Source organism: Sphingomonas sp. SP2, from assembly GCF_058313385.1.
Genome location: NZ_JBZFLD010000001.1, coordinates 765,027 through 791,074, shown reverse-complemented (window position 1 = coordinate 791,074; position 26,048 = coordinate 765,027). Strand labels below are relative to the sequence as shown.

The window sequence follows — 26,048 nt, the reverse complement described above, 5'->3', positions numbered from 1 at the left end:
GAAAAGGTGCGGCCCGCTGAAACGGTGCTTTTTCTTGCCCGCTGTGGCGGCGTGGCGTCAGCTGCGCCCCTCTCGAAGCGCGCCGCCGTCGTTCCTACATGGGGAGCGGGAGTGGTTGAAACAATGCTCGAATTCCTTGGCGCCCTGCTGATCTTCTTCCTGGTGATGACGATCGCGCTCGTCTGGCTCGGTGTCCGGATGGCGAAGCGCGTGCTGCGCTCGTTCCAGGCGGCGGCCGCGAATTTCGTCGGAGCGGCGCCGCGCGCGATGCCGCTCGACCCGCGCTGGTCACGCCTCAGCGCATTGCTCGATCGCCGCCAGCGCGAGCAGGCCCGGCTCGCTCGCGAGCGGATCGCCGCCCTTCTCGCCGAGCGCCGCTCCGCCGCGCTTACGCCCGACGAGGCCCAGCTGATGATCAGCTGCGAGAAGCGCGTGCCCGAGCTGATCGACGCCTGTCTCGAGCGCTGCCGCACCGCCCGCACCGACGAGCGCTGCGACTATGCCGCGCCGACGCTCGAGCGGCTGGTCCGGATCGGCGAGGAAGCCGAAGCGGCGCGCCGCGCGATCCGCGGCCGCGACGACCAGCAGCTCACCACCATGCACCATTATTTCGACGCGGTGGCGCGTCGCGATCCGGCCTAGCGCCTGAGCCCTAGCGAAGGTCGGGCGGGGTCGCTTCGGCCCGAAGCATCGCCAGCGCCTCATCGAGGCTCATCACCTGCTGTCGCTCCTCGGAGCCGAGCCGGCGGACCGCGACGCTGCCTTCCTCGGCCTCGCGCTTGCCCACCACGAGCAGCAGCGGGACCTTGGCAAGGCTGTGCTCGCGCACCTTGTAGTTGATCTTCTCGTTGCGCGTGTCGGCCTCGACCCGGAAGCCCGCGGCCCGCAGCTTGGCGCTCACTTCGTCGGCATAGCCGTCGGCGTCCGAGACGATCGTCGCGACCACCGCCTGCACCGGGGCGAGCCACAGCGGGAGATTGCCCGCATGATGCTCAATCAGGATCCCGATGAAACGCTCGAACGTGCCGAGGATCGCACGGTGGAGCATCACCGGCCGGTGGCGCTCGCCATCCTCGCCGACATAGCTCGCATCGAGCCGCTCGGGCAGCACGCGGTCCGACTGGATGGTGCCGACCTGCCAGGTCCGGCCGATCGCATCAGTCAGATGGAATTCGAGCTTGGGCGCGTAGAAGGCGCCTTCGCCGGGCAGCTCTTCCCAGCCGAACTCCTCGGTCGCCCGGCCGCTCGCCACCACCGCTTCGCGCAGCTCGGCCTCGGCCTGGTCCCACATGTCGTCGCTGCCGAAGCGCTTGTCGGGGCGAAGCGCGAGCTTCACCGCATATTTGTCGAAGCCCAGGTCCTTGTAGATGCCGTCGAGCAGGTCGCAGAAATCGCGGACTTCCTGCACGAGCTGATCCTCGCGGCAGAAGATGTGCGCGTCGTCCTGCGTGAACTGGCGGACGCGCATGATGCCGTGAAGCGCGCCATGCGGTTCGTTGCGGTGGCAGCAGCCGAACTCGGCCATGCGCAGCGGCAGGTCACGATAGCTGGTGATGCCCTGCTTGAAGATGAGGACGTGCGCCGGGCAGTTCATCGGCTTCAGGGCCATCCACTGGGCGTCGTCCGACACCAAGGGACCCTCGTCCTCGGTGTTCGGCACTTCGTCGGGGATGACGAACATGTTCTCGCGATACTTGCCCCAGTGGCCCGACTTCTCCCACTGGCGCGCGTCCATCACCTGCGGGGTCTTCACCTCCTGATAGCCGGCGGCGTCGAGCTTGCGCCGCATGTAGCTCTCGAGCTGCCGCCAGATGAGAAAGCCCTTGGGGTGCCAGAAGACGCTGCCGTGCGCCTCGGCCTGGAGATGGAACAGGTCCATCGCCTGGCCGATCTTGCGATGGTCGCGCTTGGCAGCTTCCTCGAGCCGCGTCAGATGCTCGGCGAGCTGCTTCTTGTTGAGCCACGCCGTCCCGTAGATGCGGCTGAGCATCGGGTTCTTGGGATCGCCGCGCCAGTAGGCGCCCGACACGCGCGTCAGCTTGAACGCCTGCGGGTCGAGCTTGCCGGTCGAGGCAAGGTGCGGACCTCGGCACAGATCCATCCAGGCGTCGTCGCCCCTGCCCGAGCGATACATGGTGATGGTCTGGTCGGCGGGGAGCTCCATCACCCACTCGGCCTTGAAGGTCTCGCCGGTGCGGGCGAAGAAGTCGCGCACGTCCTCGCGGCGCCACACTTCGCGGATCAGCGGCTCGTCGGCCGCGATCACCTTGCGCATCGCCTCCTCGATCGCCGGCAAATCCTCCTCGGTGAAGGGACCGCGATCGGCCGACGGCGCGAAGTCGTAATAGAAGCCGTCGTCGGTCGCCGGACCGAAGGTGATCTGGGTGCCGGGGAACAGCTTCTGCACCGCCTCGGCGAGGACGTGGGCGAAGTCGTGGCGAACCAGCTCGAGCGCGTCCTTCTCGTCGCGCGCAGTGATCAGCGCGAGCTCGCTGTCTTCCTCGAAGGGGCGCATGATGTCGCGCACCTCGCCGTTGACCCGCGCCGCGAGCGCGGCCTTCGCAAGGCCCGGCCCGATCGCCGCGGCGACATCGGCCGGGGTCGACCCTTCGGGCATCTCCCGGACGGAACCATCGGGAAGCGAGATTCGGAACATCTTGGACATGGCTCGCCCCTTAGCGGGTGAGCCGCGGCATGTGCACCCCCGTCAGACGGTGAAGCTTTCCCCGCAGCCGCAGCTGCCCTTGGCATTGGGGTTCTCGAACACGAAACCAGCGGTGAAATCGTCCTCGCGCCAGTCCATGGTCGAGCCGATCAGGTAGAGGATCGACCCGCCGTCGACGTAGAAGGTCCCGCCCGGCGTCTCGATCTTCTCGTCGAACTTGTCCTCGCTCGTGACATAATCGACCGAATAAGCGAGGCCCGAGCAGCCGCGCCGCGGGGTCGAGAGCTTGACCCCGATCGCGTCGGCCGGGGCCTTGGCCATGAGGTCGGCGACGCGCTGCTCGGCGGCCGGGGTGAGGATGATCGCCGCAGGGCGGGCGCGGAGCCTGGTCTCGCTCATCACAGCATGCCCAGTTCGAGCCGCGCCTCGTCGCTCATCTTGGACGGATCCCAGGGCGGATCCCAGACGAGCTTCACCTCGGCGTCACGGACGCCCGGCACCGACAGGACCCGGATCTCGACCTCGCCCGGCATCGATTCCGCGACCGGGCAATGCGGCGTGGTCAGCGTCATCAGCACCGTCGCATCGCCTTCGTCGGTCACGCTGACGTCGTAGATCAGGCCGAGTTCGTAGATGTCGACCGGGATTTCCGGGTCGTAGATGGTCTTGAGCGTCTCGACGATCGCGGCCTGAAGATCGCTCCCGGCTCCGCCCTTGGGCAGCTCGGCCGGCGTTTCGCTGAGGAAGCCGGCGAGATAGTCGCGTTTCCGCTCGAACGTCTCGCCCGCGCTTTCGACACGCGCCTTGGGGGGCGACGCGACGCTCGCCACTTCCTCGACCTCGATCTTGCGTTCCTCGTTCATCCGAAGATCCGTTTCACCTTGTGCAGGCCCTCCACGAGGGCATCCAGATCGCTTGCGTCGCTGTGCGCGGCGAAGCTCGCCCGGCAGGTCGCGGGCACCCCGAGCAGGTCCATCAGCGGCTGGGCGCAATGGTGCCCGGCCCGGATCGCCACCCCGGCATCGTCCAATATGGTGCCGACATCGTGCGGATGCACCCCGTCGACCGTGAAGCTGACGATTCCCGCGCTTTCCTCCGGGCCGTAGAGCGTCACGAAGCCGAGGTCGCGCAGCCGCGCACGGCAGTCGGCGACCAGCGCCGCCTCGTGCGCATGAAGGCGCTCGACCCCGATCCCCTCGACCCAGTCGATCGCCGCGGCCAGCCCGATCCCGCCGACGATGTGCGGCGTGCCCGCCTCGAAGCGCTGCGGCGGCGGCATGAAGGTCGTGCCAGCGAAGGTCACCCGGTCGATCATCGCCCCGCCGCCCTGCCAGGGCGGCATGCTCTCGAGCAGCGCCTTGCGGCCCCACAGCACGCCGATCCCGGTCGGACCATAAAGCTTGTGCCCCGAATAAGCGTAGAAGTCCGCGCCGATGGCCGCGACGTCGACCGCGAGCCGCGGCGCCGCTTGGCAGCCATCGAGCAGCAGCAGGGCGCCCTTTGAATGCGTGATCGCCGCCGCGCGGGCCGCGTCGACGACCGAGCCGAGCACGTTCGAGACGTGCGCGAAGCTCACCACCCGATGCTCTTCGCTGATCATCGCTTCGGCCGCGTCGAGATCGATCCGCCCATCCGCCGTCAGCGGCACCGCGTCGATCTCGTAGCCCGCAAGCTGCCACGGCACGATGTTGCTGTGGTGCTCGAGCGCCGAGAGGAGCACCCGCCCGCGGCCTTCCCTGGGCAGGCGATGGGCAACGAGGTTGATCGCCTCGGTCGCGCCGCGGGTGAAGATCAGCTCCTCGGCCGAGCCGCCAATGAATTCGGCCGCCCGCGCCCGCGCCGCTTCATAGGCGAGCGTCATGTCGGCCGAGCGCTGGTAGACCCCGCGATGCACGCTCGCATAATCGCGCGCATAAGCATTGGTGATCGCGTCGATCACCGCCTGCGGCTTTTGCGCCGAGACCGCGCTGTCGAGATAGTGCCAGCCGGCGATCGCCGGAAACTGGTCACGCACGTCGAGCGGCGCAGGGATTGGCGCCTGGACGTTCACGCCGCCACCGCTCGCAGCAGGCGCCGCGTTTCCTCGACCAGTTCTTCGCGCCGGTCCTCTGGCGCCCCGTCCCACAATTGCATGACGAAGCCCTCGAGCAGCAGCGCCTTGGCGCTAGCCGGATCGAGCCCGCGCGACAGCGCATAGAAGAGCTGATCCGAATCGAGCTCGCCGACGCTGGCGCCATGGGCGCACTTCACGTCGTCGGCGTAGATTTCGAGCTCGGGCTTGCAGTTCGCCGTCGCGCCGCGATCAAGCAACATCGCCTTCACCGACTGTTCGCCGTCGACCTTCTGGGCGTGGCGCGCGACCGCGACCTTGCCGAGGTAGGAACCGGTCGACTGGCCCGCGAGGACGCTCCGCACGGTCTGGCTCGACGTGCCCTCGGGTTCGACATGGCGGACCACGGTGACGATTTCCTGGGTCGCCTTGCCGCCAGCGATATTCGCTGCGCTGAGTTCAAAATGCGCGCCCCGGCCGACGGTCACGTCGACTTCGACCCGGCCATAGTCGCTGACTCCATTGAGGACGAACAGCGCGAGGGTCGCGCCTTCCCCAAGAATGATCTCGGCCCGATGCACCTCGACCGGCTCGTCTGCGGCGATCAGGACATGCTGGTGCTGCTCGGCGGCGGGAATCTCGATCCGGCGCGGCGCGGCAAGCCCGTGCCAGACGCGGTCGAGCGCGCCGAGGTCGGCATAGCGCCAGGCCTCATCCTTGCGGGTCGGGAGCGGAAGCGTGTCGACGGTCATGCGCAGCGCACCCGGTCGGCGGCGCCCGCCTGACGCAACACCGTGCCGTCGAGGGTCAGGCGCGTGCTCGCCGGAGTGTCGGTGCCCTCGATCTTGCCCGACACCGTGACACTGCTCGCATCCGACGTATCGAAGCGGTCGCCGAAGATCACCTTGTCGGGCATTCGTACCGTCGTGCCCGAAACGGTCAGGCGGCTCGGGTCATTCAGGTCGGCGCAGGCGGCCGCGTCTTTGGCATAGGTGCCGCGGAACTTGGCCGGGATCGGCGCCTTCTCGGGCGCGGTCGGATGCGCGTTCGGCACTTCGGCGAAGGGCGGCATCGCCCCGTTCGAAGCCGGCGCAGTCGGCGTCGCATGGTTTGCCGCCACCATCGACGAATTGCCGATCGGCGCGTCCTCGATCGCATCCTGCTCGGCCGCGGGCGCGTCGGTCATCGCCGGCGCCTCGTCATTGACCGCCACCGGCGGCTGCTGGCTGCATGCCGCGAGCATCAGCGGAAGAAGAAGCAGGCGCGCGATCATGCGACCTCCGCATAGCCTTCGCGCTCGAGCTCGAGCGCCAGCTCTGGCCCGCCCGAGCGGACGATCCGCCCGCCCGCGAGAACATGCACCTTGTCCGGCTGCACGACGTCGAGCAGCCGCTGGTAGTGGGTGATGAGCAGCACGCCGCGATCGGGCGCGCGCATGATGCGATTGATGCCGGCGCCGACGATCCTGAGCGCGTCGATGTCGAGGCCGCTGTCGGTCTCGTCGAGCACCGCGAATTTGGGCCGCATGATCCCCATCTGGACCATCTCGGCGCGCTTCTTCTCGCCGCCCGAGAAGCCGACGTTGACCGGGCGCTTGAGCATCTCGACATCCATGCCGAGCTCGGCGCTTTCGGCCTTGGCGAGGCGGATGAATTCGGCACCTGACAGCTCCGCCTCGCCGCGAGCGCGGCGCTGGGCATTGAGGCTCTCGCGGATGAACTGCATCGACGACACGCCGGGAATTTCGACCGGATACTGGAAGCCGAGGAACAGACCCGCCGCGGCGCGCTCATGCGCTTCCTGTGCGAGGAGGTCGGTGCCGTCGAGCGTCACAGAACCGCCGGTCACCTCATAGCCCGGCCGCCCACCGAGCACATAAGCCAGCGTCGATTTGCCCGCCCCGTTGGGCCCCATAATCGCATGCACCTCACCCGCCGGAACGGAGAGGGTGAGACCGTTCAGGATCGGCTTGTCGGCGACGGTCGCGTGGAGGTTCTCGATCTTCAGCACTTAGCCAACACTTCCTTCCAAACTGATTCCAAGCAGCTTCTGCGCCTCGACGGCGAACTCCATCGGCAGCTGCTTCAGCACTTCGCGGGCGAAGCCGTTCACGATCAGCGCCACCGCCGCTTCCTGATCCAGCCCGCGGCTCATGGCGTAGAACAGCTGGTCCTCGCTGATCTTGGACGTGGTCGCCTCATGCTCGATGGTCGCGGTCGGGTTCCTGACCTCGATATAGGGCACGGTGTGCGCGCCGCACTGGTCGCCCAGGAGCAGGCTGTCGCACTGGGTGAAGTTGCGGACGTTCTCCGCCCCCGGGAGCACCCGGACCAGCCCGCGATAGGTATTGTCGCTGCGGCCCGCCGAAATGCCCTTCGACACGATGGTCGAGCGGGTGTTGGCGCCGATGTGCACCATCTTGGTGCCGGTGTCGGCCTGTTGGCGGTTATTGGTGAGCGCGACCGAATAGAATTCGCCGACGCTGCCCTCGCCCTTCAAGATGCAGCTCGGATATTTCCAGGTGATTGCCGAACCGGTCTCGACTTGCGTCCACGACACCTTCGAGCGCGCGCCCGAGCACATCGCGCGCTTGGTGACGAAATTGTAGATTCCGCCGACGCCTTCCGAATTGCCCGGATACCAGTTCTGGACGGTGGAATATTTCACCTCCGCATCCTCGTGGGCGAAGATCTCGACCACCGCGGCGTGAAGCTGGTTCTCGTCCCGCATCGGCGCGGTGCAGCCCTCGAGGTAGCTGACGTAGCTGCCCTTGTCGGCGACGATCAAAGTCCGCTCGAACTGGCCCGTATTCTCGGCATTGATGCGGAAATAGGTCGACAGCTCCATCGGGCAGCGGACGCCCTCGGGGATGTAAACGAAGGTCCCGTCGGAGAAGACCGCCGAGTTCAGGCAGGCGAAGAAATTGTCGCGCTGCGGGACCACCGACCCAAGATACTTGCGGACGAGGTCCGGGAATTCCTTCACCGCTTCGGAAATCGAGCGGAAGATCACGCCCGCGCGATCCAGTTCCTCGCGGAAGGTGGTCGCGACCGAGACGCTGTCGAACACCGCGTCGACCGCCACTTTCCGTGCGCCCTCGACGCCGGCGAGCACCTTCTGCTCCTCGATCGGGATTCCGAGCTTCTCGTAGGTGCGGCGAATTTCGGGGTCGAGCTCGTCGAGCGACGCGATCGTCGGCTTCTTCTTGGGCTCGGCGTAATAATAAGCGTCCTGGTAATCGATCGCCGGAATGTCGAGCTTGGCCCAGTCGACCTCCTCCATCTCCAGCCAGGCGCGATAGGCCTTCAGCCGCCATTCGAGCAGCCATTCCGGCTCGCCCTTCTTGGCCGAGATGAAGCGCACCGTATCCTCGGACAGGCCCTTCTCGGCCTTTTCGGACTCGATGTCGGTCGAGAAGCCCCACTCGTAGGTGGCAAGCTTGTCGGCGGCCTCGTGCGCCTCGCGATTCTTGATGGTGACGTCGTCGGTCATGCAATTTCCATGGAGCGCTCGCGCGCCAGCTGTTCGAGGGTCACGCCCGCCAGTGCGTCACGCACCGTGCGGCTGACGATGTTCATGTGCGGCTTTAGCCGGCAGCGGCTGTCGAGCGCGCAGTCGCTGGCCTCGTCCGACCCGCTGCACTGGGTCATCGCGATCGGTCCCTCGACCGCCTCGATGATCTCGGCCAGCGAGATGAGTCCGGGCGCCCGGGCGAGGGTCACCCCGCCGCCGACGCCCCGGCTCGACTGCAGCAGCCCGGCCGCGGCAAGCTTGCCGAGCACCTTCTGCGCCGTTGGCAACGGAACCCCCGTCTCGGCCGATAGCGCGGCCGCGGACAGGCGCTCCTCGCCCAAGTGCTGGGCGGCAGCGGTCAGGATCACGACCGCATAGTCGGCAAGGTGGGTCAGTCGCATAATGGAGTGTTCCGGTCCTATTTAGGCCGGAACACTCCATTTCACAACTGGCCGGGGCCTAGGCCTTGGTCCGTGCGATCCATTCGTCGACGCGGGTCTCGAGCATGCTCAGCGGCATCGAACCGGCGAGCAGGATCGTGTCGTGGAATTGCCGGTCGTCGTAGCGGGTCCCGAGCTGCGCCTTGGCCTTGGCGCGCAGCTCCTCGATCTTCAATTTGCCGATCATGTAGGCCGTCGCCTGGCCCGGATAGACGATGTAGCGCTCGATCGCCTTGACGATCCCGCCCTTGGCGTCGGCGCTATTGTCCTCGACATATTTGATCGCCTGCGCGCGGGTCCAGCGCTTGTGGTGGAGGCCGCTGTCGACGACCAGCCGGATCGCCCGGTGGAGCTCGAGCTGCAGGCGCCCGAAGTCGCGATAGGGATCCTGGTAGAGCCCCATCTCCTTGCACAGTTTCTCGGCATAGAGGCCCCAGCCCTCGTCGGTCGCGGTGTAGCCGGAGAACTGGCGGAAGGGCGGCACTTCGCCTTCGCCAAGTTCGCTCAACAGCGCGCCCTGGAGGTGGTGGCCGGGAATGCCCTCGTGGCAGAACAAGGCCTCGACTTCGATCGAAGGCATGTCGTTCATATTGTAGAGGTTGACGTAATAGGTGCCCGGGCGCGAGCCGTCCGGGGGCGGATCCGAATAGAAGGCCTTGCCCGCGCTCTTCTCGCGGAACGCCTCGACCGGCTTGATCAGGAGCGCGGTCTTGGGCAGCCGGCCGAAGAAGCGCGGGAGCGCGGCCTGGACCTGCGCTTGCGCCTTCAGGCTCTCGTCGAGATAGGTCTGCTTTCCGGCCGCCGTGTTCGGGTAATAGAAGCGCCTGTCCTCGCGCATGAACTTGAAGAAGTCCTCCAGCGAGCCCTTGAACCCGACCTTGTCCTTGAGCGCGGTCATCTCGCCGTGGATCCGCGCCACCTGCGCGAGGCCGAGCGCGTGGACCTGGTCGGGGGTGTAATCGGTCGTCGTGTAGAATTTCAGCCGCGCCTGATATTCCGCCGCACCGTTGGGGAAGCGCCAGATGCCGTCGTCGGTGCCGGCCTTGGCCATCTGCGCCTGCATCGCGGTGATGACTCGGGCGTAGGCGGGCTTGAGGTCGCGGACCATGGCGGTGCGCCCGGCCCCGAGCAGGCGGGCCTTGGTCGCCGCATCGGTGTCGAGCTTGCCGACCTTGGCCTTGAAGTCAGCCCACAGATCGTTGTCCTCGCCCCTGTCAAAAGGCGCGCCGCGAATGAGGTTGCGGCTGTCGGCGATGACGTAGGGATAGACCCACTTGGGGGCGAGCACGCCGTTCGCTTCGCGCGCCTTGGCCTCGGCGACCGACTGGTCGAGATAGGTCGCGATCGCCGAGATGCGGCTGACATAGGCCTCCGCGTCCGAGACGCTGTCGACCTTGTGGATGTTGATGAGGAAGGCGGGACCGTCGCTCTGCGCGCCGTTCATCTGGTCGAAGATCAGCCCGTTCTTGCGATAGGGCCAGAGCGATTCGCTGCGCGCGATCCGATATTCGAACAGGTCATAGCTCAGCTGGTCCTCGGGGCTGAGCGACGCACGCGGAAAGCGCTGGCGAAGCTCGGCGAGATACCGCCGGTCGAGCGCCCGGTCGCGCGCGTCGGCGGCGTCGCTGAGTTCGTCCCACTTGCCGTAATCGGCGTCCTTGATCCCGCGATAGGCCTTGGACAGCGGCGACAGGGCGAGGCCCGCCTTGTCATATTCCTCGAAGAAGGCGGCGAGCGCGGCATTGCGCGCCGGGATCGCGGCCGGGGCCGGAGCGGCTGCCGGCGCTTCGGCCGCGATGCTATCGGGCGGCGGGGCGATCAGCGGATCGGGCGTCGTGGTCGCGCAGGCCGCCAGCATTGCGGTGGAGGCAAGAAGAAGGAGTTGCTTCAAGTCGGGCCTTTCCGGTTGGTCGCCGGGCTTGACCCGGCCAGCAGCTTGCTTCTTGCAGGTGGGCGCACCCCGGCTCAAGGCCGGGCCGACGAAAGTTCGACCAACAGCGAAAGGCCCATGGCCCTCTATTCCCTCCTCCGGCCGCTCGTCTTCACGCTCGACGCGGAGCGCGCGCACAAATTGAGCATCGCGGGCCTGAAGGCGCTGCCGGCCGGAACGCCACCGTCGTTCGACCCGGCGCTCAAGATGGACGTCGCGGGCCTGTCCTTCCCGTCGCCAGTCGGCCTTGCCGCGGGATACGATAAGGACGCCGAGGTCTTCGGCCCCATGCTCGGCCTCGGCTTCGGCTTCGTCGAGGTCGGCACCCTCACCCCGCTCGCCCAGCCGGGCAATCCCAGGCCCCGCATGTTCCGGCTGGTCGAGGACGCAGCCGTGATCAACCGGCTGGGCTTCAACAACCGCGGACAGGAGGCGGCGCTCGCGCGCCTCAAGGCGCCGCGCCGCGGCATCGTCGGGGTCAATATCGGCGCCAACAAGGACAGCCCCGACCGCATCCGCGACTATGCCGAGGGCATCCAGCGGATGGTGCCCGTCGCCGACTATCTCACCGTCAACATCAGCTCGCCCAACACGCCGGGACTGCGCAACCTCCAGGCAGGCGGCGAGCTGTCCGAGCTCCTCGCCGCGGTCCGTGAGGCACGAGGCGCGGCCTTCCGCAATCCGCCCGTCTTCCTCAAGGTCGCGCCCGACCTCGACGACGGCGACCCCATCCGGATCGTCCGGGCTGTCAGGGATCATGGGATCGACGGGATCATCGTCTCCAACACCACGGTCACGCGTCCCCCGCTCAGCTCGCGCCACGCCGGCGAGGCAGGCGGGCTCTCGGGCGTGCCGCTGGCAAGCCTCGCCATGCACCAGCTGAAAGCCTTCCACGCGGTGACCGGCGGCGAGGTGCCGCTCATTTCGGCGGGCGGCATCGCCAACGGTTATGACGCCTGGCGCCGCATCTGCGCCGGGGCGAGCCTCGTCCAGCTCTATTCGGCGATGGTCTATCAGGGGCCGGGCATCGCCCGCGCGATCGCCGACGACCTGCTGCAGCGCCTAAGACAGACCCGCTTCTCGACCCTTGCCGAGGCGGTCGGCTCTAGCGCCTGACCGCGGTCCTCTTGTCGTCGATCAGCACCACGCCCTCGCGGCGCGGGTCATAGCCCCCGTCGAACCGCCCGTCGCGGATCATCACCGCATGGACTCCGCTGTCCTCGCCCTGGCCGGGCTTGAGGTCGATGCCCCGCGCGCGGAGTCCCTCGAGGACGCCCGGTGCGAACTTGCCCGTCTCCCCGCCGAAGCTCGACCCGCGGGCGACGAGATTGGGCAGCGCGATCGCGTCCTGCACCGGCATCTTCCACAGGATCGCGCCCGTCATCGACTTGCCGACATAAGCGAGGATCGAGCTCCCGCCCGGGCTCCCGAACGCACCGGCGAAGCTTCCGTCGGGGCCGAGCAGGATCAGCGGGGTCATCGACGAGCGCGGCCGCTTGCCTGCGGCGACCGCATTGGCGGCCGGCCGCCCCGCCTCGTCGACCGGCGAGAAGTTGAAGTCGGTCATCTGGTTGTTGAGGAAGAAGCCGTCGACCATCCTCCCTGAGCCGAAGATGCTCTCGACGGTCGTGGTCATGCTCACCACATTGCCGGCGCTGTCGCCGACGATGAAGTGGCTGGTCCCGGCCGGCTCCTGCGTCCGGTCGAGCCCGGCGGTGACCGTGCCGCGCGGGGTCCCCGCCATTGGCGGCGGACCGGCCCTGCTCCCGATCAGCCGCGCCCGCTCGGCGAGATAGTCGGGCGCGAGCAGCCCCTCGACCGGCACGTCGACGAAGGCCGGATCGCCGACATAACGGTCGCGATCGGCATACATCAGGCGCGAGGCCTCGGCGAACAGGTACCAGGCCTGCGGGTCGGTCGGGCCGCGCGCCGCAATGTCGGTCCGGTCGAGCAGCCCGAGCAATTGCAACGTCGCCACTCCGCTCGATGGGGGCGGCGGCACGCACACGCGGTAGCCCTGCCAGTCGCGGCACAGGGGCTCGCGGGTCACCGGCTTGTAGCGCGCGAGGTCGGCGGTGCTCATCGCCCCCGGTAGCGCCCCCTCGCGCACCCGGGCGACGATCCGCGCGGCCGTCTCGCCCCGATAGAGCGCATTCGCCCCGTTCCGCGCCAGCCGCCGGACGAAGGTCGCATAGGCCGGGTTCTGGAGAACATCGCCGGTGGTGAGCCTGCTCCCGTCGCGCTTGCTGAAATATTTGACTACGTCGGGTGCGGTCAGCTGCGGGTAGTTGCCGCCCAGCAGCTTGCCGAGCCGCGGGCTGATGACAAAGCCCTGCTCGGCGAGCTGTGCCGTCCCTTCGAACAGGCTGTTCCAGGGCAGCGCGCCATGCGCCCGCTGGACCGTCTCGAGCATCCGGACCGCGCCCGGGACGCCTGTCGCGCGTCCGCTCAGCACCGCGACCGGGAAAGGAAGGGCCTTGCCGTCGGCGCCGATGAACATGGTCGGGGTCGCGCCCGCCGGAGCGACCTCGCGGCCGTCGTAGACGGTGACCTTCCGCGTCGCCCCGTCATAATAGGTCATGAAGGCGCCGCCCCCGAGCCCGCTCGACTGCGGCTCGACGAGGCCGAGCGTCGCCTGCACCGCGACCGCCGCGTCGGCCGCGCTGCCGCCGCGCTGCAGCACCTCCATCCCGGCCTTGGCGGCAAGCGGGTTGGCGGCGATCACGAAGCCCGGCCGGGCGCTCGCCGGCGCCTGGGTCGGCGCCGTCGCTTGGGGAAGGGTGGCGCAGGCTCCGGCAAGGAGGGCGGCGGCCGGGGCGAGCAGGAGGCGCAGGGTCATAGTCATGGACTAGAGGCGCAACGCGGCACCGCCAAGCTGGTGCCCTGCGCGCCGCCGACCGCCCGCGCCTTTGCCTCCAGCGCCCGAGCCGCTATCGCTTGCCCGGCCCATGGATATCTACCTTCCCATCGCCAACATGAGCGTCAACGCGCTGCTCATCGTGGCGCTGGGCGGGCTGGTCGGGATCCTGTCGGGCCTGTTCGGCGTCGGCGGCGGTTTCCTCACCACGCCGTTGCTGATCTTTTACGGAATCCCGCCGAGCGTCGCGGTCGCCTCGGCCACCACCCAGATCATCGGCGCCAGCGTCTCCGGCGTCATGGCCCATACCAAGCGCGGCGGGGTCGACTTCCGGATGGGTGCGGTGATGATCGTCGGCGGCCTGTTCGGGAGCTTGGCCGGCGCCGTCCTCTTCCGCCTCGCCCAGGCGAGCGGCCAGATCGACGTCCTCATCGGCCTTCTTTACGTCCTTCTCCTCGGCAGCATCGGCGGCCTGATGCTGAAGGACGCCGCGACCGCGCTGGGCTGGCTTCCCCGCAACGAAGATGCGGCTCCGCGCCGTCGCCACCACCGGCTGGTCGCCTCCCTGCCGATGCGCTGGCGCTTCTATGCGAGCGGCCTCTACCTCTCGCCCCTGGCTCCGCTCGCGCTCGGCTTCATGGCCGGCATCCTTACCGTCCTCCTCGGGGTCGGCGGCGGCTTCGTGCTGGTCCCGGCGATGATCTACATCCTCGGCATGGCCCCGCGCGTCGTCGTCGGCACCAGCCTCGTGATGATCATCGCGGTGAGCGCGGGCACGACGATGATCCACTCGCTCACCACCCGCTCGGTCGACATCGTGCTTGCCGCCTTGCTTCTCGTCGGCGGCGTGGTCGGCGCGCAATATGGCGCGCGCCTCACCACCCGGCTGAAGCCCGACCTCCTCCGCTTCAGCCTCGCGGTCATCATTCTCCTCGTCGCGTTGCGGATGGCGCTCGGACTGACCTATCGCCCCGACGAGATCTTCTCGATCGAGTTCGCCTGAGCGATGCCGCGCCGCCGACTCTTGCCACTCCTCGCGCTGACCCCGCTCCTGCTCGGCCAGGCGGGGCCCCGGCTGGTCCCCGACATTTCGGCCCGCAACATCGAGATACGCTACAGCTTCAGCGGCGCGCAGCTCCTGCTGTTCGGCGCGATCCTCTACCCCGGCGGCCGCACCCCGACCCGGCCGCTCGACGTCGCGGTTGTCCTCAAGGGCCCGGTCCAGCCGCTGATCGTCCGCGAGAAGCAGAAGATCGCCGGGATCTGGATGAACGCCGACAGCCACCGCTTCTCCTCGGCGCCCTCTTATTACGCCGTCGCCTCCAACCGCCCACTACGGCTGATCGTCGACGAGCGTACTGCCGCCGTCTACGAGCTCGGGGTCCAGAACCTCCAGCTCTCCCCCGGCGGCGGCGCCCAGCCCGACAAGGAGCGGCGCTTCGAGGCCGGGCTGCTCGAGCTTCGTGCCCGCCAGGGCCTCTACGCCGAAAACGATCATGGCGTGGAGATCAGCGACGGCGTCCTCTACCGCGCCCGCATCGCCATCCCGAGCCAGGTCCCGGTCGGTACCTACGAGACCGAAACCTTCCTCATCGATCGCGGGAAGGTCATCGCCGCCTCGACCAAGGAGGTCGAAGTCCGCAAGGCCGGGTTCGAGCGCTTCGTCGCCACCGCCGCGCGCCGCCACGGCTTCTTCTACGGCCTCGCCGCCGTCCTCCTCAGCCTGTTCCTCGGCTGGGGCGCCGCCGCCCTCCTCGGCCGCCGCGTGTAAAAAGAAATCTTAACCTCGCGCAGCTAGGACTTTTCCCGAAATTCACTCGGGGATTGTGCCTTCACCATGGACGAGAACGTCAACCTCAGGCAGCTCATCGACGAGCTTTCGAACGTCGCGGAAGAGGATCAGGGCGGTCGCGTCCCGGCTTTCTCCGAGCGCCTCGATCCGATCGGCGCGGTGCTCGAGATCGCCGGGTCGGGCAGCCAGGTGAAGCTCGACCCTCGCCGCCTCCTCTCGCTCGCCGACCATCGTGATCCCTCGGTCGCCATGTCGGGGCAGGTCGGCAGCCAGGTGAAGATGGCGGTCGGCTCGAGCTGGCTCATCGCCAACGTCCGCACCATGCGCGAAGGCAATGACGGCAGCGTCCTCGCCGCCATCGACTTCCTCGGCGAAGGCACCCGCGAAAAGAGCGGCGGCATGTCGGGCTTCCGCCGCGGCGTCACCCGCTATCCGATCCCTGGCGCCGAAGTGCATCCGGTCTCGACCGACGACCTCCGTCAGGTGTTCGCCGCCAGCGACAGCGCCCACGTCGAGATCGGCACCGTCTATCCGACCGACGACATTCGCGGCGCACTCTACATCGATCCGATGCTGTCCAAGCATTTCGCGATCCTCGGCAGCACCGGTACCGGCAAGTCGACCTCGGTCGCGCTGATCCTCCATCGGATCAGCAACTATTCGCCCGAGGGGCACATCGTGATGATCGACCCGCACGGCGAATATTCGGCCGCCTTCAAGGGCTGCGGCGAACTGTTCAACGTCGACAATCTCCAGCTGCCATACTGGCTCCTCAACTTCGAGGAGCATTGCGAGGTGCTGCTCACCACCGACGGCGCCGAGCGCAACCGCGACGCCGACATCCTCGCCAAGTGCCTGCTCGCCGCCCGGACCAAGAACAAATTCTCCGAGCAGTTCGGCAAGGTCACCGTCGACAGCCCGATTCCCTATCTCCTGACTGATCTTAACGCGATCCTCGTCGCCGAGATGGGCAAGCTCGACCGCGCCGGCGACACCACGCCCTACCAGCGGCTGAAGACCAAGCTCGACGAGCTCAAGGCCGATCCGCGCTACACCTTCATGTTCTCGGGCATGAACATCACCGACAGCATGGGCAGCTTCATCGCCAAGCTGTTCCGCCTGCCCGCCAACGGCAAGCCGATCTCGATCGTTGACGTTTCGGGCGTGCCCTCGGACATCACCAGCGTCGTCGTCTCGGTGCTTGCGCGCATGGTCTTCGACTATGCGATCTGGAGCCGGACCGAGGCGCAGCGCCCGATCCTCCTCGTCTGCGAGGAAGCCCATCGCTACGTCCCCAAGGACGAGAACAACGGCGTCCAGGCCGTCCGCAAGATCCTCGAGCGGATCGCCAAGGAAGGCCGTAAATATGGCGTCTCGCTCGGCCTCATCACGCAGCGCCCGTCCGATCTTGCCGAGGGCGTGCTGTCGCAGTGCGGCACGATCATCTCGATGCGCCTCAACAACGACCGCGACCAGGCCTGCGTCCGCGCCGCCATGCCGGAAGGCGCCCGCGGCTTCCTCGACGCCATCCCCGCGCTCCGCAATCGCGAGTGCATCGTCTGCGGCGAAGGCGTCGCCATTCCGATCCGGGTCCGCTTCGACGATCTCGAGCCTGAGAAGCGCCCGGCCTCGTCCGACCCGAGCTTCGCCAACCTCTGGCGCGAGACCGGCGGCGAAGCCGAGATCATTACCCGCACCGTCAAGCGCTGGCGCGGCCACGGGCGCTGACGCCCGTCAGAAATGCCGTGATGGGCCGAGGATGATCGCAAAGGCGGCAAGGACCGCCGCCCCGGCGATGATCAGCGGCCATCTGCGTTCGATCACGAAGGCGCGCGGCGCGTCTGCCTTGCCGTCGGCATAGCCCACCGAGATGAGGCCGGCATGCCCGCCGAAGCTCGATGCCGCGGCCGACATGATGGTGACGAAGAAGCCGACAGGGTTGAGCAGGCCGACCAGCACCGCTCCAACCCCGACCCCGGCATAGAAGACATGGGCGATCCCGCGCCGGGCCTGGCGGGTCGCGGGTCCGCTGCCGATCATCGTGTCGAGCGCGCGGATCGCCGCCTTGACGAGCAGGATGTAGGCCCCGCCGCCGACCGCAATTTCCGCGGCCCGCACCAGCACGGGCTGCGAGACCGCGAGCGGGGCCAGTCCGCCACCGCTCCCCACACCGAGATCCCCGACCGAGGTGACACCGGAAAAGAGGAAATAGCCCGCCGCGACGAAGCCGTTGCTGACCCACACCAGCCACAGCAAGAGCCTCGCAAGGTCACCCCGCGCTCCCCACCAGGCCGCATAAGCGACGAGCCCGAGCAGGATGTTCACGGTGACGCCGGCGAGGGCGACCACGAGGTCGGGCGTACCCGTCAACCCCTTGCAGTCCACATAGAAGGCGCCGAGCGTCGCCACCTGCCCACCCTGCGCGGCGCAGCTTGCAGCATGGCCGCCGATCTCGTGCCACATGGTCAGGAGCGGCATCAGCAGGGCCGCGAGCCCGATGATGGTCAGCCGGTCGACGGATTGGCGCATGCTCGAATGATCTCCCCCGGCGGCATGTTGGCATGGCCGGAACGCCCTGTCGCCCTCGGCCTGTCGACGAAATCGAGAAAAACCGGTCCGTTTCCCGGCGCGCTTCGTTCACCCGCCATGACCATTGCATTCGAACGACGCGGCAGCGGCCGCCCATTGCTGCTCGTCCATGGGCTCGGCAGCAGCCGCGCCGCCTGGAACCCGATCATCCCGCTCCTTGCCGAGCGCGAGCTGATCCTCGTCGACCTTCCCGGGCATGGCGACAGTCCCGCTGAGCCGGGGTCCGGGACCTTTGCCGGGCTCGCGCAGAGCCTCGACAACTGGCTCGGCGCGCAAGGACTGGCCGGTGTGCCAATGGTCGGAAGCTCCCTCGGCGCCCGGCTGGTCCTCGACATGGCGCGGCGCGGGCTCTCGGGTCCGGTCGTCGCACTCGATCCCGGCGGCTTCTGGCAGGGCTGGGAGCGAAGCCTCGTCCGCACGACCCTGCTCGGTTCGATCAAATTGCTCCGATCCCTCGGAGGGGCAGTCCCCGCGCTCGCCCGCAATGCCGTGAGCCGCTCCGCCCTTCTCGCCCAGCTATCGGCGCGGCCGTGGGCGCTCGACGGCGATTTCGTCGCCCGCGAACTTGTCGGCCTCGCCCGCACCCCTACGGCCGAACCTCTGGTCCGCGATCTCGCGTCCGGTCCGGCGCAGACCGGTCCGGCCACTTCGGGCCCGGTGACCATCGGCTGGGGCCGTCACGACCGCCTTTGCCTCCCGGTACAGGCGTCACGCGCCCAGCAGGCCTTTCCGGGGGCTCGCCTCCACTGGTTCGAGCACAGCGGACATTTTCCGATGTGGGACGAACCGGCGAAGGCCGCCGCGCTCATCCTTTCCGCGACCTGAGCAGGGTCAGGCCGCCTGCAGCGCCCCGCGCAGCACCTGGTTCTCGAGCGTCCGGCCGGCGCCAAGCGCGACGCAGCTCATCGGATCGTCGGCAATATGCACCGGAAGCCCCGTCGCTTCCTGCAGCAGCGTCGAGATGCCCGTCAGAAGCGAGCCGCCGCCGGTCATGGTGATGCCGTGATCGATCACGTCGGCGGCGATCTCGGGCTGGGTGTGCTCGAGCGCCATCCGGACCACCTCGACGATCTGGTTGACCGGCTCGGCCAGCGCTTCGGCGACATGGCCCTGGTTGAGTTCGATTTCCGCCGGCACGCCGCGGCTGACGTCGAGCCCGCGCACGATCGTCGTCCGCCCGATCCCGTCGCCCGGGCGGAGCGAGGTACCGATCTCGAGCTTGACCCGCTCGGCCGTGCCCTCGCCGATCAGCAGGTTGAACTTGCGCCGGACGTGACTCGCGATCGCATCGTCCATCCGGTCGCCCCCGACCCGCGCCGACCTGCAATAGGCCATCCCCTGGAGCGAGATCACGCCAACCTCGGTCGTCCCGCCGCCGATATCGACCACCATCGAGCCGATCGGATCGGTCACCGGCAGGCCCGCCCCGATCGCGGCCGCCATCGGCTCCTCGATCAGCGACACCGAATCCGCGCCGGCATTGCTGACCGCGTCGCGGATCGCCCGCCGCTCGACGCTGGTCGCGCCCGAGGGAATGCAGATCACGACCTCCGGCCCGCGCGAGAAGCGGCTCGGCCCCCCGCCGGCGCGGCGGATGAAATGCTTGATCATCTCCTCGGCGGTCTCGAGGTCGGCGATCACCCCGTTGCGCAAGGGACGAACGGTCCGGACGCCCTGCGGGGTCTTGCCGAGCATCAGCTTGGCATCGTTGCCGACCGCGCGAACCTTCTGGATCCCGTCGACCACCTCGAGCGCGACCACCGACGGTTCGCTCGAAACGATCCCGGTGCCGCGGACATAGACGACGGTGTTGGCCGTCCCGAGATCGATCGCGATGTCGCGCGAAGACAGGCCGAACAGGCTACGCATGAAGAGGTCCCCACCCCGAAAAAGGATTGCAAAGGAAGGGGATGGCCGCAGCAAGGCCCGCGCGATAGTGGTTAACGCCCGTTAAGCACGACCCGTTCGCCGGACGCGCCAGAACGAGGGGCGAGGGGTTCGGACTTTCATGGGTCAGCGCACCGTCAGGTCGTCGCGCACTTCGCCCCGCACTTCGCTTCCTGCCGCAAGGATCGCGCTTTTGCCGGTGATGATGAGGCCGAGCCCGCCCGTGAGGAAGGTCGTCACCGCCGCCGCGGTCGTCCCCTTCTCGCCGGCTTCCTGCCGCCGGCCAATGAGGTTGACCCGCCGCCCGCCGAGCTCGACGAACAACGGGCGGAGGGTGAATTTGGCGGCCTTGCCGAACATTCCCTTCTCTGACACCGCTTCGATCTCGCCTACCGCCGCCGTGCCCGCAGGGACCAGCACCTGGCCACCGACCGAAATCTCCTGGGTCACCCGGAGCGGCACGCGCCTTCCCTGGACCAGTCCGCGCGAGCTGATCTCGGTGACGGTCGCCAGCCGCACCGGGGTGCCCGCCCGCAGGATCGTCGGCGCGGGCGCCGCCTGAACCAGTGCAAAGGCGAGCAGGAGCGAGGTCATGCGCCTGGCGCGGCCTTTGTCTCGAGCGCGACATCCTCGAGCGTGTAGCCGTTGATGATCTCGCCCGCCTTGATGCTCGCGTTATTGCCTTTCATGAACAGGCCGAGCACGCCGAAGGCAACGATCCCGCCGACCATCTGCCCGGTCCCGCCGCTGCCATTGTTCTGGCGATCGCCCGAGAGCGGCACCTGCCGCCCGCCAAGGTCGAGATAGAGGAGCTTGGCCCCGATCCGCCCCGACTTGCCGGCGCTGCCCGTGCCCTCGGCGCTGGTCACCTCGCCCCACGCCATCGCGCCGGTCGGGACGAGTTTGACCCCGTCGACCACCACATCCTCGTCGACCCGCAGCTTGAAGCGATAGCCCGGCTTGTGGTCGCGCGAATTGACCTCGCTGAGCACCATCAGCCGGAGCATCGTGTTCTTGGGCAGGACGGTTGCGGGCAGTGGCGCGGCGACCGGCGGGGCCGGCACCGGCGCGATGCTCACCGGAGCGGCAGGCGTCACCGCCGGCGTGGCGGGCGACGCGACCGCGGCGGCCTGGAAAGCCGCCGCGACCAGCAGGATGCTCATCGCCTTACTGGGCGGGAGCGGGGGCGGGCGCTGCCGCCTTGAAGCGGATCGCCGTCCCGGTGGCATTGGCCTTGCCCCAGCTGAAGGCGGTGACATGGGCATTGCCGTAGCTGGCGTTAATCACCGCATCGGCGCCGAGCTTCTCGGCCCGTTCCCACAGCTCGCGATAGATCTTGGCCTGGCTCGGCGACTTGCTGAAGGCAGTCGCCTTGCGCACCCCGGCCTTCACCTCGCCGAGCACCTCGTACGGGCGATCCTTGATGTCGTAAGGGAAGACCGGAACACCGACTTCCTCATTGACCATCACATAGGTCTTCTTTTCCCCCGCGGACGCCGGAGCGGCGATCGCCACGGCAGCAAGCATCGCGGCGGCAAGCAACGTCTTCATTCTCATTTCCCCCCATAGGAAGGGCAAAATCTGGCGAGAAGATCGGGGACCGTCAATCGTCTGTTGCGCCGGCGCGTCGGGCGTTGCCGGCGCCAGGTATCAGCCGCCGCGGAGCGCCTTTACCCGGGCGCGGAGCGCCGCCATCAGGCCTTCGTTGACGATCGGCCGGCTGACGAAGGTCACCCCCAGCGGGTTCACCGGAACGCCGTCCTTCAGCACCTCGTAATGAAGGTGCGGACCGGTCGAAAGACCGCTCGACCCCACATAGCCGATCAGTTCGCCGCGCCGGACCACCCCGCCGTCGGGGGCGACGATCCGGCTCATGTGACTGTAGCTGGTGACGAGCCCGCCCGAATGGGCGATCCGCACCTGCCGGCCATAGCCGCCGGCCCAACCCGCGCGGATCACCTGCCCGTCGGCGGCGGCGACGATCGGCGTGCCCCAGCTGGCGCCGAAATCGATCCCCTTGTGCATCCGCAGGAAGCGCAGGATCGGATGCATGCGCGATCCGAAGCCCGAGGTCACCGGCCCGTCCACCGGGCGCAGGAGCCCGCTCCGGACCGGCTCGGGCGACCGGCTCTCGTCGAGCCACTGGAGCTTGCCCGCGACCGGCCAGCGCACCAGCGACACGGGCGTCGCGCCCGCGCGCTCGAGCCGGGCATAGAGAAGCGGGCCCGGGACTGCCTCGCCCGAGGCGGCCTTCGCCTGCGCGATCACCAGCTCGAACCGGTCCCCCGAACTGATCTCGCTGCCGACGTCGACCCGGTCGCCCACCGCCTGGAGATAGTCGGCCGCCTGCGCCGGGGTCGCCCCCGCGGCGCGCAGCGCCCAGTAGAGGCCCCCGCTCGCACTGCCGCGGATCCGCAGCGGGGTCCGGTCGACATGGAGCGACCGCCGCTCGGCAGCGAGGCCGTCGGCGCCGCGTACCAGCGTCAGCTCGAGGTCGAGGCGGGCACGGAAACGCATCAGTTCGATCGGCCGACGGCCGGACGAATCGGGCGCGCCGAGCCGGAGCGACAGGGTCGTCCCGGCCGGCGGCACCGCGCTCTCGGCCCGGATCCGGCTCGCCGCGGCGACCGCGTCGGCATTGGCGACGCCGTTGCGCTGAAGCAAGGCGACGAGATCGTCGCCCGCCGCGAAGACGAGGCTGAGGTCGCGCGACTGCCGGGCCGGCGCCGCGGCGATCAGCCGTGCGCGCGGCCCTTCGCCGAGCACCATCCCCGTCCGTGAGCCGGCGTCGATCGGTGCGATCGCGAGCGCCCTTTCCTGCCGCGCCTGGTCGGGCCCGGCTGCTTCGGGCACGCCCGAGGGCAGCGGCCGCAGCGGCGGCGCCAGTTGCGTCACCCCGGCGATCAGCAGGAGCAAGGTCGCCGCGCCGCGCCACCAGGTGCGGCTGAAGGGTGCCTCGGTCAGGTCGACGACCAGCCGGAACGGCGGCGCCGGCGGGCGCAGCGCGGCGGCACGGCCGAATGCCGACACCGGAGCGGCGGCGACCAGCGGGCGGGGCGACTGAAACATGCCCGCCTTGTCGGCGATCAAGGTTAACGCACCGCTAAGCGACGGATGGATGACGCGCCGTCTTGCGCTGCCGCGCGTTGCTGCCAACATGAACTCCATGGCCGCGCGTGATGACGGCATCATTCGGGCCGTTCTCGGGCCCACCAACACCGGCAAGACCCACTTGGCGATCGAGCGGATGTGCGCCCACAGTTCGGGCGTCATCGGCTTTCCGCTGCGGCTCCTGGCGCGCGAGGTGTACGACCGCGTGGTCAAGCTGAAGGGCGAGAATTCGGTTGCCCTGATAACCGGCGAAGAGCGGATCGTGCCCCCCGCCGCCCGCTATTTCCTGTCGACGGTCGAAAGCATGCCGACCGACCAGGACTTCGCCTTCTGCGCGATCGACGAGGCGCAACTTGGCACCGATCCCGAACGCGGCCACGTCTTCACCGACCGGATGCTTCGCGCCCGTGGCCGCGAGGAGACGTTGATCCTCGGCTCGGCGACCCTCAAGCCGCTCGTCCGCCAGCTCATTCCCCAGGCCGAGATCGTCAGCCGGCCGCGCTTCTCGACCCTGCGCTATGCGGGCTCGGTCAAGCTCTCGCGGCTTCCCCCGCGCTCGGCGATCGTCGCTTTCTCGGCCGAGCAGGTCTACGGCCTCGCCGAGATGCTGCGCCGCTTCAAGGGCGGCGCCGCGGTGGTGATGGGCGCGCTGTCGCCCGCCACCCGCAATGCCCAGGTCGCGATGTTCCAGCGCGGCGAGGTCGACTATCTGGTCGCCACCGATGCCGTCGGCATGGGGCTCAACATGGACGTCGCCCATGTCGCCTTCGCCGGGCTCGAGAAATTCGACGGCCGCCGCGACCGCCGCCTGACGATCCCCGAAATGGCCCAGATCGCGGGCCGCGCCGGGCGCCACCAGCGCGACGGCACCTTCGGCACGCTCGGTCTCGGCGGCGACAATGGCCCGGCCTTCACCGAGGAGGAGATCAGCGCGATCGAGGAGCATCGCTTCCGCCCCCTCGACCATCTCTACTGGCGCTCGTCGGATCTCGACTTCACCGACGTGACCGCGCTGATCCGCAGTCTCGAGGCGCGGAGCGACAATCCGCTGCTCCGGCCCGCGCCTTTGTCGATCGACCTCGCGGTCCTGAAGCTCATCGCCGAGGATCCCGCGGTCGCCGATCGCAAGGGGGTCGTCGCCCGCCGCCTGTGGGCCGCCTGCGGCCTCCCCGATTTCCGCAAGGTCGGCCCGATGCACCATGCGCGGATGGTCCGCCGGGTGTTCGGCTACATCGCCGATGGCGGCCACCTCTCGCACGAATGGTTCGCCGCCGAAGTCGCCCGGCTCGACAATGTGCAGGGCGACATCGAGGCGCTCGCCGACCGCCTCGCCGGCATTCGCAGCTGGGCCTATATCGCCCACCGCTCCGACTGGCTGGCCGAGCCGGCCCGCTGGGCGGAGCGCACGCGCTTGGTCGAGGCCCGCCTTTCGGACGCGCTGCACGAGCGGCTGACCCAGCGCTTCGTCGACCGCCGCACCGCCGTCCTCATCCGCGACATCGGCGCGCGCGGGGCCGATGCGCTGCCCGTCACCGTCGCCGCCGACGGCGAGGTCAGCGTCGGGCCCGAGCCGATCGGCCACCTCACCGGCTTCGACTTCAAGGTCGATCCGAACGCGCGCCTTGCGGACAAGCGCCTGCTCCTCGCCGCCGCCGAGCGCCGCCTCGGCGACGAGCTCGACCGCCGCGCCCGCGCGCTCTGCGCCGACGAGGACAAGCGCTTCACCCTGTTCGCGCCCGCCGGCGGCGACATCGGCATCGCCGCCGACGGTCATCTCCTCGCCCGGCTCGCTCCCGGACGCAGCCTGACCGAGCCCGCCCTGCGCACCGCGCGCGCGCTCGACCGCCTGTCGGCTCCCGCCAGGGCCGAGCTTCGCGCCCGGATGGAGGCCTGGCTCGAACGCCAGGTCCAGCGCCACGTCGGCGACCTCGCCCGGCTCGGCAGTGCCGCCACCGATCGCCATTTCGGCGCTCCGGTGCGGGCGCTTACCGCGATGCTCTACGATGCCGGCGGCCTGCTTCCCCGCCGCGCGCTGACCGAACCCATCGCCCAGCTCGACCGGCCAATGCGCGCCGCGCTTCACAAGCTGAAGGTAAGGCTCGGCGCGCTCGACGTCTTCGCCCCGTCGCTGCTCAAGCCCGAGGCGCAGCGCTGGCGGGCAGTCCTCCTCGCGGTCCGAGCCGGCCGGCCGATGCCGGCGCTGCCCCGTCCGGGCGCTTCGACCCTCGACGGGCAGGCCGATCGCGACGGCGCCGCGCTTGCCTATCGCCGGCTCGGCGACAGCTGGCTGCGGGTCGACCTTGCCGATCGCCTCGCCGCCTTCGCCCATCGCGCCCGCGCCGCCGAGCGCCCCGTGGGCGAGCCGCTCGAGCCGATCGACCGCGACCTCGTCACCTCGCTCGGCCTGTCCGACCCGGCACTGGCATCGCTGATGGCCGAGGTCGGCTTCCGCCAGTCGGACAGCGCCTGGCACTGGCGCGGCACCCGCCCGCGCACCCGGGCCCGGCCGGCCCCCGCCCGCCCCGGCAATGCCTTTGCCGCCCTTGCCGGGCTCAAGCGCTAGGACCCATGCGCCTCGACAAATATCTGTTCTGCGTCCGCCTGCTGAAAAGCCGCACCCAGGCCCAGGCCCTGATCGAGGAAGGCCGCACGCGGATCGACGGCCGCCGGGTCGAGAAGGTCGCCGACAGCGTCCGCGTCGGCAGCGTCGTCACCTTCCCCCTGCGCGGTGCGGTGCGGGTCATCCGGGTCGTCGCGCTCCCCGCCCGGCGCGGCCCTGCGCCCGAGGCGCGGACCCACTATGAAGAGCTCGTTGTTGACGATGGCGGCGGCGCGCAATAGCGCTGCTGGCAACAGAGGAGCGAAGAAGACCCATGACCTACGTCGTCACCGACGCCTGCATCCGTTGCAAATATATGGACTGCGTCGAGGTCTGTCCGGTCGATTGCTTCTACGAGGGCGAGAACATGCTCGTCATCAATCCCAACGAGTGCATCGACTGCGGCGTGTGCGAGCCCGAATGCCCGGCCGAGGCGATCCTGCCCGACACCGAGAGCGGCAACGAGAAGTGGCTCGAACTCAATTCGACCTTCTCGGCGCAATGGCCGAACATCACCCGCAAGAAGGACAGCCCGGCCGACGCCGACGAGTATAAGGGCAAGGACGGCAAGTATGACGCCTACTTCTCGCCCGAGCCCGGCGAAGGCGACTGACG

The 26,048-nt window shown here is 68.7% G+C and carries 26 protein-coding genes; 9 read left to right on the top strand and 17 right to left on the bottom strand.

The features are described from left to right. The first annotated feature begins 123 nt into the window (after positions 1-123). Positions 124-642: a hypothetical protein gene (locus AC4GYU_RS04085; protein WP_491085625.1), complete on the top strand. Its 519-nt coding sequence runs from the start codon at positions 124-126 to the stop codon at positions 640-642. Positions 643-652: 10 nt separating this feature from the next. Here the strand turns inward: AC4GYU_RS04085 and thrS are convergent, their stop codons facing one another. The 10 genes from thrS to AC4GYU_RS04035 are packed head-to-tail and all read right to left on the bottom strand — an operon-like array spanning position 653 to position 10,559. Continuing rightward, complete coding sequence (gene thrS / locus AC4GYU_RS04080) at positions 653-2,665, bottom strand: threonine--tRNA ligase (protein WP_491085624.1); 2,013 nt, start codon at positions 2,663-2,665, stop codon at positions 653-655. A gap of 42 nt (positions 2,666-2,707) precedes the next feature. After that, complete coding sequence (locus AC4GYU_RS04075; RefSeq protein ID WP_491085623.1) at positions 2,708-3,064, bottom strand: HesB/IscA family protein; 357 nt, start codon at positions 3,062-3,064, stop codon at positions 2,708-2,710. Next, positions 3,064-3,528, bottom strand: coding sequence for an SUF system Fe-S cluster assembly protein (locus AC4GYU_RS04070; RefSeq protein WP_491085622.1), 465 nt, complete (start codon positions 3,526-3,528; stop codon positions 3,064-3,066). Before AC4GYU_RS04070 ends, AC4GYU_RS04075 begins: the two co-directional genes overlap by 1 nt. Further along, positions 3,525-4,715, bottom strand: coding sequence for an aminotransferase class V-fold PLP-dependent enzyme (locus AC4GYU_RS04065; protein ID WP_491085621.1), 1,191 nt, complete (start codon positions 4,713-4,715; stop codon positions 3,525-3,527). Before AC4GYU_RS04065 ends, AC4GYU_RS04070 begins: the two co-directional genes overlap by 4 nt. After that, on the bottom strand, positions 4,712-5,467 hold the full coding sequence (locus AC4GYU_RS04060) for a SufD family Fe-S cluster assembly protein (protein ID WP_491085620.1): 756 nt from the start codon (positions 5,465-5,467) through the stop codon (positions 4,712-4,714). Before AC4GYU_RS04060 ends, AC4GYU_RS04065 begins: the two co-directional genes overlap by 4 nt. After that, positions 5,464-5,988 carry a hypothetical protein gene (locus AC4GYU_RS04055; protein ID WP_491085619.1) on the bottom strand — a complete coding sequence of 175 codons (525 nt, stop codon included), beginning with the start codon at positions 5,986-5,988 and terminating at the stop codon, positions 5,464-5,466. The genes AC4GYU_RS04060 and AC4GYU_RS04055 overlap by 4 nt, the downstream gene beginning before the upstream one ends. After that, positions 5,985-6,725, bottom strand: a complete 741-nt coding sequence (gene sufC / locus AC4GYU_RS04050; RefSeq protein WP_491085618.1) for a Fe-S cluster assembly ATPase SufC — start codon at positions 6,723-6,725, stop codon at positions 5,985-5,987. The genes AC4GYU_RS04055 and sufC overlap by 4 nt, the downstream gene beginning before the upstream one ends. Then, entirely contained in the window at positions 6,726-8,207 is a 1,482-nt protein-coding gene (sufB, locus tag AC4GYU_RS04045; protein WP_491085617.1) for a Fe-S cluster assembly protein SufB, read from the bottom strand. Continuing rightward, positions 8,204-8,629 carry an SUF system Fe-S cluster assembly regulator gene (locus AC4GYU_RS04040; RefSeq protein ID WP_491085616.1) on the bottom strand — a complete coding sequence of 142 codons (426 nt, stop codon included), beginning with the start codon at positions 8,627-8,629 and terminating at the stop codon, positions 8,204-8,206. The genes sufB and AC4GYU_RS04040 overlap by 4 nt, the downstream gene beginning before the upstream one ends. Before the next feature lie 58 nt (positions 8,630-8,687). After that, the gene (locus AC4GYU_RS04035; RefSeq protein WP_491085615.1) at positions 8,688-10,559 is read right to left on the bottom strand and encodes a DUF885 domain-containing protein; all 1,872 of its coding nucleotides are present in this window, start codon (positions 10,557-10,559) and stop codon (positions 8,688-8,690) included. Positions 10,560-10,676: 117 nt separating this feature from the next. Between AC4GYU_RS04035 and AC4GYU_RS04030 the strand changes: the two genes are divergently transcribed. Next, on the top strand, positions 10,677-11,714 hold the full coding sequence (locus AC4GYU_RS04030; protein WP_491085614.1) for a quinone-dependent dihydroorotate dehydrogenase: 1,038 nt from the start codon (positions 10,677-10,679) through the stop codon (positions 11,712-11,714). Here AC4GYU_RS04030 and ggt read toward each other — a convergent pair. Beyond that, positions 11,704-13,437 (bottom strand): gamma-glutamyltransferase, encoded by a 1,734-nt coding sequence (gene ggt / locus AC4GYU_RS04025; RefSeq protein ID WP_491085613.1) that lies wholly within the window; start codon positions 13,435-13,437, stop codon positions 11,704-11,706. The genes AC4GYU_RS04030 and ggt overlap by 11 nt on opposite strands. Positions 13,438-13,546: 109 nt before the next feature. Here ggt and AC4GYU_RS04020 point away from each other — a divergent pair, with 109 nt between their 5' ends. The 3 genes from AC4GYU_RS04020 (at position 13,547) to AC4GYU_RS04010 (ending at position 16,975) form a co-directional block, all read left to right on the top strand. Then, a complete protein-coding gene (locus AC4GYU_RS04020) occupies positions 13,547-14,458 on the top strand; it encodes a sulfite exporter TauE/SafE family protein (RefSeq protein ID WP_491085612.1) in 912 nt (303 codons plus the stop codon). A 3-nt stretch (positions 14,459-14,461) separates the two neighbouring features. Then, positions 14,462-15,226, top strand: coding sequence for a TIGR02186 family protein (locus AC4GYU_RS04015; protein ID WP_491085611.1), 765 nt, complete (start codon positions 14,462-14,464; stop codon positions 15,224-15,226). 66 nt (positions 15,227-15,292) lie between these two features. Further along, positions 15,293-16,975 carry an ATP-binding protein gene (locus AC4GYU_RS04010; protein ID WP_491085610.1) on the top strand — a complete coding sequence of 561 codons (1,683 nt, stop codon included), beginning with the start codon at positions 15,293-15,295 and terminating at the stop codon, positions 16,973-16,975. Between the two features lie 6 nt (positions 16,976-16,981). Here AC4GYU_RS04010 and AC4GYU_RS04005 read toward each other — a convergent pair whose 3' ends face one another. Beyond that, the gene (locus AC4GYU_RS04005) at positions 16,982-17,776 is read right to left on the bottom strand and encodes a hypothetical protein (protein ID WP_491085609.1); all 795 of its coding nucleotides are present in this window, start codon (positions 17,774-17,776) and stop codon (positions 16,982-16,984) included. 117 nt (positions 17,777-17,893) lie between these two features. Between AC4GYU_RS04005 and AC4GYU_RS04000 the strand changes: the two genes are divergently transcribed. Beyond that, positions 17,894-18,661, top strand: coding sequence for an alpha/beta fold hydrolase (locus AC4GYU_RS04000; RefSeq protein ID WP_491085608.1), 768 nt, complete (start codon positions 17,894-17,896; stop codon positions 18,659-18,661). 6 nt (positions 18,662-18,667) lie between these two features. Here the strand turns inward: AC4GYU_RS04000 and AC4GYU_RS03995 are convergent, their stop codons facing one another. The 5 genes from AC4GYU_RS03995 to AC4GYU_RS03975 form a co-directional block, all read right to left on the bottom strand. After that, positions 18,668-19,705 carry a rod shape-determining protein gene (locus tag AC4GYU_RS03995; protein ID WP_491085607.1) on the bottom strand — a complete coding sequence of 346 codons (1,038 nt, stop codon included), beginning with the start codon at positions 19,703-19,705 and terminating at the stop codon, positions 18,668-18,670. 144 nt (positions 19,706-19,849) lie between these two features. After that, the gene (locus tag AC4GYU_RS03990; RefSeq protein ID WP_491085606.1) at positions 19,850-20,317 is read right to left on the bottom strand and encodes a hypothetical protein; all 468 of its coding nucleotides are present in this window, start codon (positions 20,315-20,317) and stop codon (positions 19,850-19,852) included. After that, positions 20,314-20,886 carry a hypothetical protein gene (locus tag AC4GYU_RS03985; protein ID WP_491085605.1) on the bottom strand — a complete coding sequence of 191 codons (573 nt, stop codon included), beginning with the start codon at positions 20,884-20,886 and terminating at the stop codon, positions 20,314-20,316. The genes AC4GYU_RS03990 and AC4GYU_RS03985 overlap by 4 nt, the downstream gene beginning before the upstream one ends. A gap of 4 nt (positions 20,887-20,890) precedes the next feature. After that, complete coding sequence (locus AC4GYU_RS03980) at positions 20,891-21,274, bottom strand: hypothetical protein (RefSeq protein ID WP_491085604.1); 384 nt, start codon at positions 21,272-21,274, stop codon at positions 20,891-20,893. A 99-nt stretch (positions 21,275-21,373) separates the two neighbouring features. Further along, positions 21,374-22,792, bottom strand: coding sequence for a M23 family metallopeptidase (locus AC4GYU_RS03975; protein ID WP_491085603.1), 1,419 nt, complete (start codon positions 22,790-22,792; stop codon positions 21,374-21,376). A 97-nt stretch (positions 22,793-22,889) separates the two neighbouring features. Between AC4GYU_RS03975 and AC4GYU_RS03970 the strand changes: the two genes are divergently transcribed. From AC4GYU_RS03970 to fdxA, 3 genes are read left to right on the top strand one after another with little or no spacing between them, the layout of a single operon-like run. Beyond that, positions 22,890-25,397, top strand: coding sequence for a helicase-related protein (locus tag AC4GYU_RS03970; protein ID WP_491085602.1), 2,508 nt, complete (start codon positions 22,890-22,892; stop codon positions 25,395-25,397). A gap of 5 nt (positions 25,398-25,402) precedes the next feature. Continuing rightward, a complete protein-coding gene (locus AC4GYU_RS03965; RefSeq protein ID WP_491085601.1) occupies positions 25,403-25,675 on the top strand; it encodes an RNA-binding S4 domain-containing protein in 273 nt (90 codons plus the stop codon). Between the two features lie 32 nt (positions 25,676-25,707). Continuing rightward, positions 25,708-26,046, top strand: coding sequence for a ferredoxin FdxA (gene fdxA / locus AC4GYU_RS03960; RefSeq protein ID WP_491085600.1), 339 nt, complete (start codon positions 25,708-25,710; stop codon positions 26,044-26,046). Positions 26,047-26,048: the final 2 nt, after the last annotated feature.

Coding starts and splice junctions, on each gene's coding strand:
- AC4GYU_RS04055 (WP_491085619.1), bottom strand. CDS start 5,988: ATGATCGCGCGCCTGCTTCTTCTTCCGCTGATGCTCGCGGCATGCAGC.
- AC4GYU_RS04040 (WP_491085616.1), bottom strand. CDS start 8,629: ATGCGACTGACCCACCTTGCCGACTATGCGGTCGTGATCCTGACCGCT.
- AC4GYU_RS04060 (WP_491085620.1), bottom strand. CDS start 5,467: ATGACCGTCGACACGCTTCCGCTCCCGACCCGCAAGGATGAGGCCTGG.
- sufB (WP_491085617.1), bottom strand. CDS start 8,207: ATGACCGACGACGTCACCATCAAGAATCGCGAGGCGCACGAGGCCGCC.
- AC4GYU_RS04085 (WP_491085625.1), top strand. CDS start 124: ATGCTCGAATTCCTTGGCGCCCTGCTGATCTTCTTCCTGGTGATGACG.
- ggt (WP_491085613.1), bottom strand. CDS start 13,437: ATGACCCTGCGCCTCCTGCTCGCCCCGGCCGCCGCCCTCCTTGCCGGA.
- AC4GYU_RS03995 (WP_491085607.1), bottom strand. CDS start 19,705: ATGCGTAGCCTGTTCGGCCTGTCTTCGCGCGACATCGCGATCGATCTC.
- AC4GYU_RS03965 (WP_491085601.1), top strand. CDS start 25,403: ATGCGCCTCGACAAATATCTGTTCTGCGTCCGCCTGCTGAAAAGCCGC.
- AC4GYU_RS03980 (WP_491085604.1), bottom strand. CDS start 21,274: ATGAAGACGTTGCTTGCCGCCGCGATGCTTGCTGCCGTGGCGATCGCC.
- AC4GYU_RS03990 (WP_491085606.1), bottom strand. CDS start 20,317: ATGACCTCGCTCCTGCTCGCCTTTGCACTGGTTCAGGCGGCGCCCGCG.
- AC4GYU_RS04010 (WP_491085610.1), top strand. CDS start 15,293: ATGGACGAGAACGTCAACCTCAGGCAGCTCATCGACGAGCTTTCGAAC.
- AC4GYU_RS03970 (WP_491085602.1), top strand. CDS start 22,890: ATGGCCGCGCGTGATGACGGCATCATTCGGGCCGTTCTCGGGCCCACC.
- AC4GYU_RS04070 (WP_491085622.1), bottom strand. CDS start 3,528: ATGAACGAGGAACGCAAGATCGAGGTCGAGGAAGTGGCGAGCGTCGCG.
- fdxA (WP_491085600.1), top strand. CDS start 25,708: ATGACCTACGTCGTCACCGACGCCTGCATCCGTTGCAAATATATGGAC.
- AC4GYU_RS03985 (WP_491085605.1), bottom strand. CDS start 20,886: ATGAGCATCCTGCTGGTCGCGGCGGCTTTCCAGGCCGCCGCGGTCGCG.
- AC4GYU_RS04020 (WP_491085612.1), top strand. CDS start 13,547: ATGGATATCTACCTTCCCATCGCCAACATGAGCGTCAACGCGCTGCTC.
- AC4GYU_RS03975 (WP_491085603.1), bottom strand. CDS start 22,792: ATGTTTCAGTCGCCCCGCCCGCTGGTCGCCGCCGCTCCGGTGTCGGCA.
- AC4GYU_RS04000 (WP_491085608.1), top strand. CDS start 17,894: ATGACCATTGCATTCGAACGACGCGGCAGCGGCCGCCCATTGCTGCTC.
- AC4GYU_RS04005 (WP_491085609.1), bottom strand. CDS start 17,776: ATGCGCCAATCCGTCGACCGGCTGACCATCATCGGGCTCGCGGCCCTG.
- thrS (WP_491085624.1), bottom strand. CDS start 2,665: ATGTCCAAGATGTTCCGAATCTCGCTTCCCGATGGTTCCGTCCGGGAG.
- AC4GYU_RS04015 (WP_491085611.1), top strand. CDS start 14,462: ATGCCGCGCCGCCGACTCTTGCCACTCCTCGCGCTGACCCCGCTCCTG.
- AC4GYU_RS04075 (WP_491085623.1), bottom strand. CDS start 3,064: ATGAGCGAGACCAGGCTCCGCGCCCGCCCTGCGGCGATCATCCTCACC.
- AC4GYU_RS04030 (WP_491085614.1), top strand. CDS start 10,677: ATGGCCCTCTATTCCCTCCTCCGGCCGCTCGTCTTCACGCTCGACGCG.